Here is a 5061-nt window from a genome sequence, read left to right as displayed (position 1 = left end):
GGGCCGGGGAGAGACTCCCCGGCCCGCCCCTTCTCCGCGCTCCCCGCCTACCGCTCCAGCGACACATCCGCCACGATGGGCCGATGGTCGGACGCGAGCGTGTCGGGTACCTCGGCGCCGCGCACCCCCACCCCCCGCGACACCGCCACATAGTCGATCCGCTGCACCGGATTCAGCGCGGGAAACGTCGGCGCCCCCGGGTCCACATCCGTCAGTTCACGCCAGAGCGGCGCCAGTTCGGGTGCGTCCGGGGTGGCGTTGAAGTCGCCCAGGAGGATCTTGCGGTGGTGGTCCCGCCCCATGATGCGGCGGGTCTCGGCGACCTGGCTCACCCGTACGGAGGGGTCGGCGCGGTAGTCCAGATGCGTCACATACACATGGAGCGGTACGCCCTTCACCCGCAGATCGACCTCACCGAAGCCGGGCGCGGGCGCCGGGACCGGGTCCGGGTCCTGGGTGGAGAGGCGGGTGATCTCGTGGTTCACGGCCTTCAGGATGCGGTACCTGGAGAGCACCGCCACGCCGAACTCCCGCCCGCCGACGCGGTATATCGGCGCGAAGTACACCCGCATCCCGAGCCGTTCCGCCAGCTCACCCGCCACATCCCGCCACTCGCTGCGCGCGGCCCAGTGGACGTCGACCTCCTCCAGGCCGATCACGTCCGCGTGCAGCGCACGCAGGGCGGACGCCTGCCGGTCCAGGTCGAAGACGTTGTCCATCCCGGCGCCCGCGTGGATGTTGTACGAGGCGATCCGCAGCGGAACATCACGGCTGCGGGCGCGCTCGGGGTGCTCCTGCGCCCGTACACCCGTCTGCCCCTGCTTTTGCCCCTGCGCGTGGGCCTGCGCCTGAGCCGGGGGCACGGCCAGCGCCGCCAGGAGGCCGGAGACCAGAAGCACTTCAGCAACACGACCAGTCAGCTTCATCGGACGTCACTACCCGCAAGCGGATCGGCGCAAAACGAATGTACACCGTAGAAGGATTTCCCTTACGGTGTACGACTCCACGGTCGGCCCGGCCGTACGGGACCCGGCAGACCACATCAGCTCCGCTCCCGCCCCACCCCTCCACACCCAGGAGTCGGCATGACGGCCACCGCAGCCGAGCACGAGAGCACCGCCGCCCGGCACCCCCAGCGCTGGGTGATCCTCGGCGTGATCTGTCTGGCCCAGCTCACCGTGCTGCTCGACAACACCGTCCTCAACGTCGCGATCCCGTCGCTCACCCGCGATCTGCGCGCGTCCACCGCGGACATCCAGTGGATGATCAACGCGTACTCACTCGTGCAGTCGGGCCTGCTGCTCACCGCGGGCAGCTCCGCCGACCGCTACGGCCGCAAGAAGATGCTGATCGCGGGCCTCACGCTGTTCGGCGCCGGGTCGCTCGTCGCGGGGCTCGCCCACTCCACCGGACAGCTGATCGCCGCCCGCGCGGGCATGGGCGTCGGCGGCGCGCTGCTGATGACCACCACCCTGGCCGTCGTCGTCCAGATCTTCGACAACACCGAGCGGGTCAAAGCCATCGGCCTCTGGTCCACGGTCAATTCACTCGGTTTCGCCGCCGGGCCGCTCATCGGCGGTGCGATGCTCGACCACTTCTGGTGGGGCGCGATCTTCCTGGTCAACATCCCGGTGGCCGTCGTCGCGCTGGCCGCGGTCGTCTCCCTCGTACCGGAGTCGAAGAACCCGTCCGGAGAGCGTCCCGATCTGCTCGGTGCGCTGCTCTCCACCGTCGGGATGACCGCGGTCGTGTACGCGATCATCTCGGGCCCCGCCCACGGCTGGACCTCGGCCCATGTCCTCCTCTCGGCTGCCATCGGCATCGTCTTCCTGGCCGGGTTCACCGCCTGGGAACTGCACATTCCGTTCCCCATGCTGGACATGCACTTCTTCCGCGACCAGCGCTTCGTCGGCGCCGTCGCCGGGGCGATCCTGGTCGCCTTCGGTATGGGCGGTTCGCTCTTCCTGCTCACCCAGCATCTGCAGTTCGTGCTCGGCTACGGGCCGCTGGACGCGGGGCTGCGGACGGCGCCCCTGGCGCTGACCATCGTGGCGCTGAACCTCACCGGGGTCTCGGCCAGGCTGCTGCCCCGGCTCGGTACGCCCGGCACCATCGCCGTCGGGATGACCGCGCTCGCCGCCGGTCTGGTGGCCATCGCGCTGCTCGGCGGGGACAGCTACCCGGGGATGCTGCTGGGGCTTGTGGTGATGGGCGCGGGCATCGCGTGTGCCATGCCCGCGATGGCCAACGCGATCATGAGCGCGATCCCGCCGGAGAAGGCCGGGGTCGGAGCGGGTGTCAACGGCACCCTGGCCGAATTCGGCAACGGCCTGGGCGTCGCCGTGCTCGGCGCCGTACTCAACTCCCGCTTCGCCGCTCTCCTGCCGGCGGCGCTGGGGGCCTCCTCGCTGCCCGCCGCTCTCGCCGCCGCCGACGGGCCGGGCGAGCGCGGCAGGGTGGCGGACGCTTTTGCCTCCGGTTTGCAGACGAGTCAACTGGTGGGCGCCGCAGCGGTACTTGCGGGCGGCCTGCTCGCCGCGGTGCTGCTCCGCAGGGCCGAGCGGGCAGACTCACCGGTAACAGCGGCCTAACATCGACACCGGTACCGGTGGATCCACACGTTCCGGAGGAGGCGCGCCATGGTGACTGCGGCCGACCGCGCGAAGGGTCCCGCGCGGACCAGTGTCTGGCTGGGCGAAAAGGTGACGCGCACCCGCAGAACGGATCAGCCGGACGGGCTCGACCTGGACAAGATCACCGCGGCGACGGTCCGGCTGCTGGACTCGGAGGGCCTCGCGAAGTTCTCCATGCGCCGGCTCGCCGCCGAACTGGGCGTCACGGCGATGTCGGTCTACTGGTACGTGGACACCAAGGACGACCTCCTCGAACTGGCCCTGGACGCGGTGATGGGCGAACTGACGCTGCCCGGGCAGGCGGACGGGGAGGAGGGCGGGGACAAGGCCGGAGCCGAGCCCGAAGCCGCCGGGGTCGGGAACGAGCCCGAAGCCGACTGGCGGCTTCAGCTGCGCCGCCTCGCCGCCGGATACCGGAGCGTCCTGGTCCGCCACCCCTGGGTCTCCCCGCTGGTCGGGGTGTTCCTCAACATCGGCCCGCACGCGGTGGAGTTCTCGTCGGCCGCCCAGGACGTGATGCGCAGCGCCGATCTGCCGCTGCGCGGCCAGACCGGGGGCCTCGCCGCTGTCTTCCAGTTCGTCTACGGATTCGGCACCGTCGAGGGCCACTTCAGGGACCGCTGTGCCAGGGCCGGGATGACCCAGGACGAGTACCACCAGCACGCCATGGGCACCATCAGCGAACAGCCCTCCCTGCGGCGGACGTTCGAGCAGGCCCAGGACGTGATCGCGGCGCGCGGCGGTGACACGGTCGAGGAGATGCGGGAGCGCGACTTCGACTTCGCCCTCGACCTGCTGATCGCGGGCATCGAGGCCAAACGGGGCGAGGACCCGGGGCTTCCCGGGACATGAGCCCCACCGGCCGCCGCGGGCGGGCCGCCGCGCTGTGACCGGAGTACGGCGGCGGCCCCGTGGCGCGGGTCTCAGCTGTCCTCGGCGAGCCGGGCAGGGAAGCCGCCGGTCGCGATCGGGCTCCACCGTTCCGGGGTGATCCGGATGATCGACTTGCCCTGCTCGACCATGGCCGCGCGGTACTCGTCCCAGTCCGGGTGCTCGCCGGAGATGTTCCGGAAGTACTCCACCAGCGGTTCCACCGAGTCAGGCGAGTCGATGACCTCGCCCGTTCCGTCGATCTGGACCCAGGGGCCGTTCCACTCGTCCGACAGCACGATGACGCTCACCCGGGCGTCGCGCCGTACGTTGCGGGTCTTGGCGCGCTCGGGGTATGTCGAGAGGACGATCCGCCCCGAGTCGTCCACCCCGCAGGTCAGCGGGGAGCCCTGGGGGCGGCCGTCGGAGCGGGTGGTGAGCAGGATCGCCCGGTGCCTGGGGCGTACGAAGTCGAGCAGTGCGGGCAGTTCCACGGTGGTGTTGGTCGCGATGTTGGGTGCCATGGCTGCACGATACGTCGCACCGTCAGGACCGGCCGGGCCCTGGGCTGTGCTGCGGTACCACGGCTGCGCCGCGGACCCGCCTGCCGGTCACACCGCAGGCAGCGAGTCCCCCTGCACGGCCTGGATGTCCAGCTCGACCTTGAGCGTCGTGCCGATGGCCGAGATGCCCGCCTGGACGACCTGGTTGTAGTTCATCGCGAAGTCCTCGCGGCGCAGTTCGGCCGTCGCGTGGAAGGCCGCGCGTACCCCGCCCCACGGGTCGGGGCCCGTGCCCAGGTAGCTCAGGTTCAGGTCGACCTCGCGGGCGACGCCGTGCAGCGACAGCTGACCGTGGACCGTCCAGCGGTCCGGGCCCGCGGGGGTGATCCCGGTGCTGCTGTAGGTGATCTGCGGGTAGCTCTCGACGTCCAGGAAGTCCGCGGACTTCAGATGGCCGTCCCGCATCCCGTTGCCCGTGTCGATCGAGGCCGTCGCGATGACCGCCTCGACCCGCGACTTCTCTACGTCCTCGGCGATCTCGATGCGGCCCACGAACTCCGTGAACCGGCCGTGCACGCTGGAGATCCCCAGGTGCTGGGCGACCGCCCCCACCGACGAGTGCGCCGGGTCCAGCGTCCAGGTGCCGGGCGGCGGGAGTTCCACACCGCCCTGCCTGGCCAGTACGACCGTGCCGACATCGGCACGGCCGCTCGCCGTGACGAAGGCCGTGGACGCGGCGGGCGCGTAACCGACGGCCGTCACGATCACGGTGTGCGGGCCGGGGGTCAGGGCCGCGTCGGCGCTCACCGTGCCGTCCTCGCCCACCTGCGCCCGCAGTACCTGGGCACCGGTCATGTCGGTCACGGTCACCACGGCGTGCTGAACCGCCCAGCCGTCGCGCGTCCGTACCTGTGCGCGAAGTCCCATCCCGTTCTCTCTCCTTCAAAAAAGTGGGCCCCGGGCGGGGGGGGGGGGGGGGGGGCCCGCCCCCCCCCCCCCCCCCCGGGGGGGGGGGGGGGGGGGGGGGGGGCGCCCCCCCGGCCGCCCCCCCCGCC

General features: G+C 71.5%; 5 protein-coding genes. 2 read left to right on the top strand and 3 right to left on the bottom strand.

Annotated elements, in window-relative coordinates; genetic code table 11:
- Window positions 1-47: 47 nt before the first annotated feature.
- Window positions 48-926: an endonuclease/exonuclease/phosphatase family protein gene (locus tag ACFXBC_RS34660; protein WP_385033964.1), complete on the bottom strand. Its 879-nt coding sequence runs from the start codon at window positions 924-926 to the stop codon at window positions 48-50.
- A gap of 159 nt (window positions 927-1085) precedes the next feature.
- Between ACFXBC_RS34660 and ACFXBC_RS34655 the strand changes: the two genes are divergently transcribed.
- Window positions 1086-2591: an MFS transporter gene (locus ACFXBC_RS34655; protein WP_385033962.1), complete on the top strand. Its 1506-nt coding sequence runs from the start codon at window positions 1086-1088 to the stop codon at window positions 2589-2591.
- Window positions 2592-2639: 48 nt separating this feature from the next.
- A complete protein-coding gene (locus ACFXBC_RS34650) occupies window positions 2640-3485 on the top strand; it encodes a TetR/AcrR family transcriptional regulator (protein ID WP_385033959.1) in 846 nt (281 codons plus the stop codon).
- Between the two features lie 71 nt (window positions 3486-3556).
- On the opposite strand, the gene ACFXBC_RS34645 is transcribed toward ACFXBC_RS34650, so the two are convergent.
- Together ACFXBC_RS34645 and ACFXBC_RS34640 are read right to left on the bottom strand one after the other, a co-directional pair.
- Window positions 3557-4027: a PPOX class F420-dependent oxidoreductase gene (locus ACFXBC_RS34645; RefSeq protein ID WP_385033956.1), complete on the bottom strand. Its 471-nt coding sequence runs from the start codon at window positions 4025-4027 to the stop codon at window positions 3557-3559.
- An 87-nt stretch (window positions 4028-4114) separates the two neighbouring features.
- Window positions 4115-4933 carry a YceI family protein gene (locus tag ACFXBC_RS34640; RefSeq protein WP_385033954.1) on the bottom strand — a complete coding sequence of 273 codons (819 nt, stop codon included), beginning with the start codon at window positions 4931-4933 and terminating at the stop codon, window positions 4115-4117.
- Between the last annotated feature and the right edge of the window lie 128 nt (window positions 4934-5061).

The sequence above is a fragment of the Streptomyces sp. NPDC059398 genome (assembly GCF_042751845.1).
GTDB lineage: Bacteria > Actinomycetota > Actinomycetes > Streptomycetales > Streptomycetaceae > Streptomyces.
This window is presented reverse-complemented; position numbering and strand designations above follow the sequence as displayed.

Bases quoted from the DNA above. Each gene is read 5' to 3' on its own strand.
- ACFXBC_RS34660 (WP_385033964.1), bottom strand. From the start codon at position 926: ATGAAGCTGACTGGTCGTGTTGCTGAAGTGCTTCTGGTCTCCGGCCTC.
- ACFXBC_RS34655 (WP_385033962.1), top strand. From the start codon at position 1,086: ATGACGGCCACCGCAGCCGAGCACGAGAGCACCGCCGCCCGGCACCCC.
- ACFXBC_RS34650 (WP_385033959.1), top strand. From the start codon at position 2,640: ATGGTGACTGCGGCCGACCGCGCGAAGGGTCCCGCGCGGACCAGTGTC.
- ACFXBC_RS34645 (WP_385033956.1), bottom strand. From the start codon at position 4,027: ATGGCACCCAACATCGCGACCAACACCACCGTGGAACTGCCCGCACTG.
- ACFXBC_RS34640 (WP_385033954.1), bottom strand. From the start codon at position 4,933: ATGGGACTTCGCGCACAGGTACGGACGCGCGACGGCTGGGCGGTTCAG.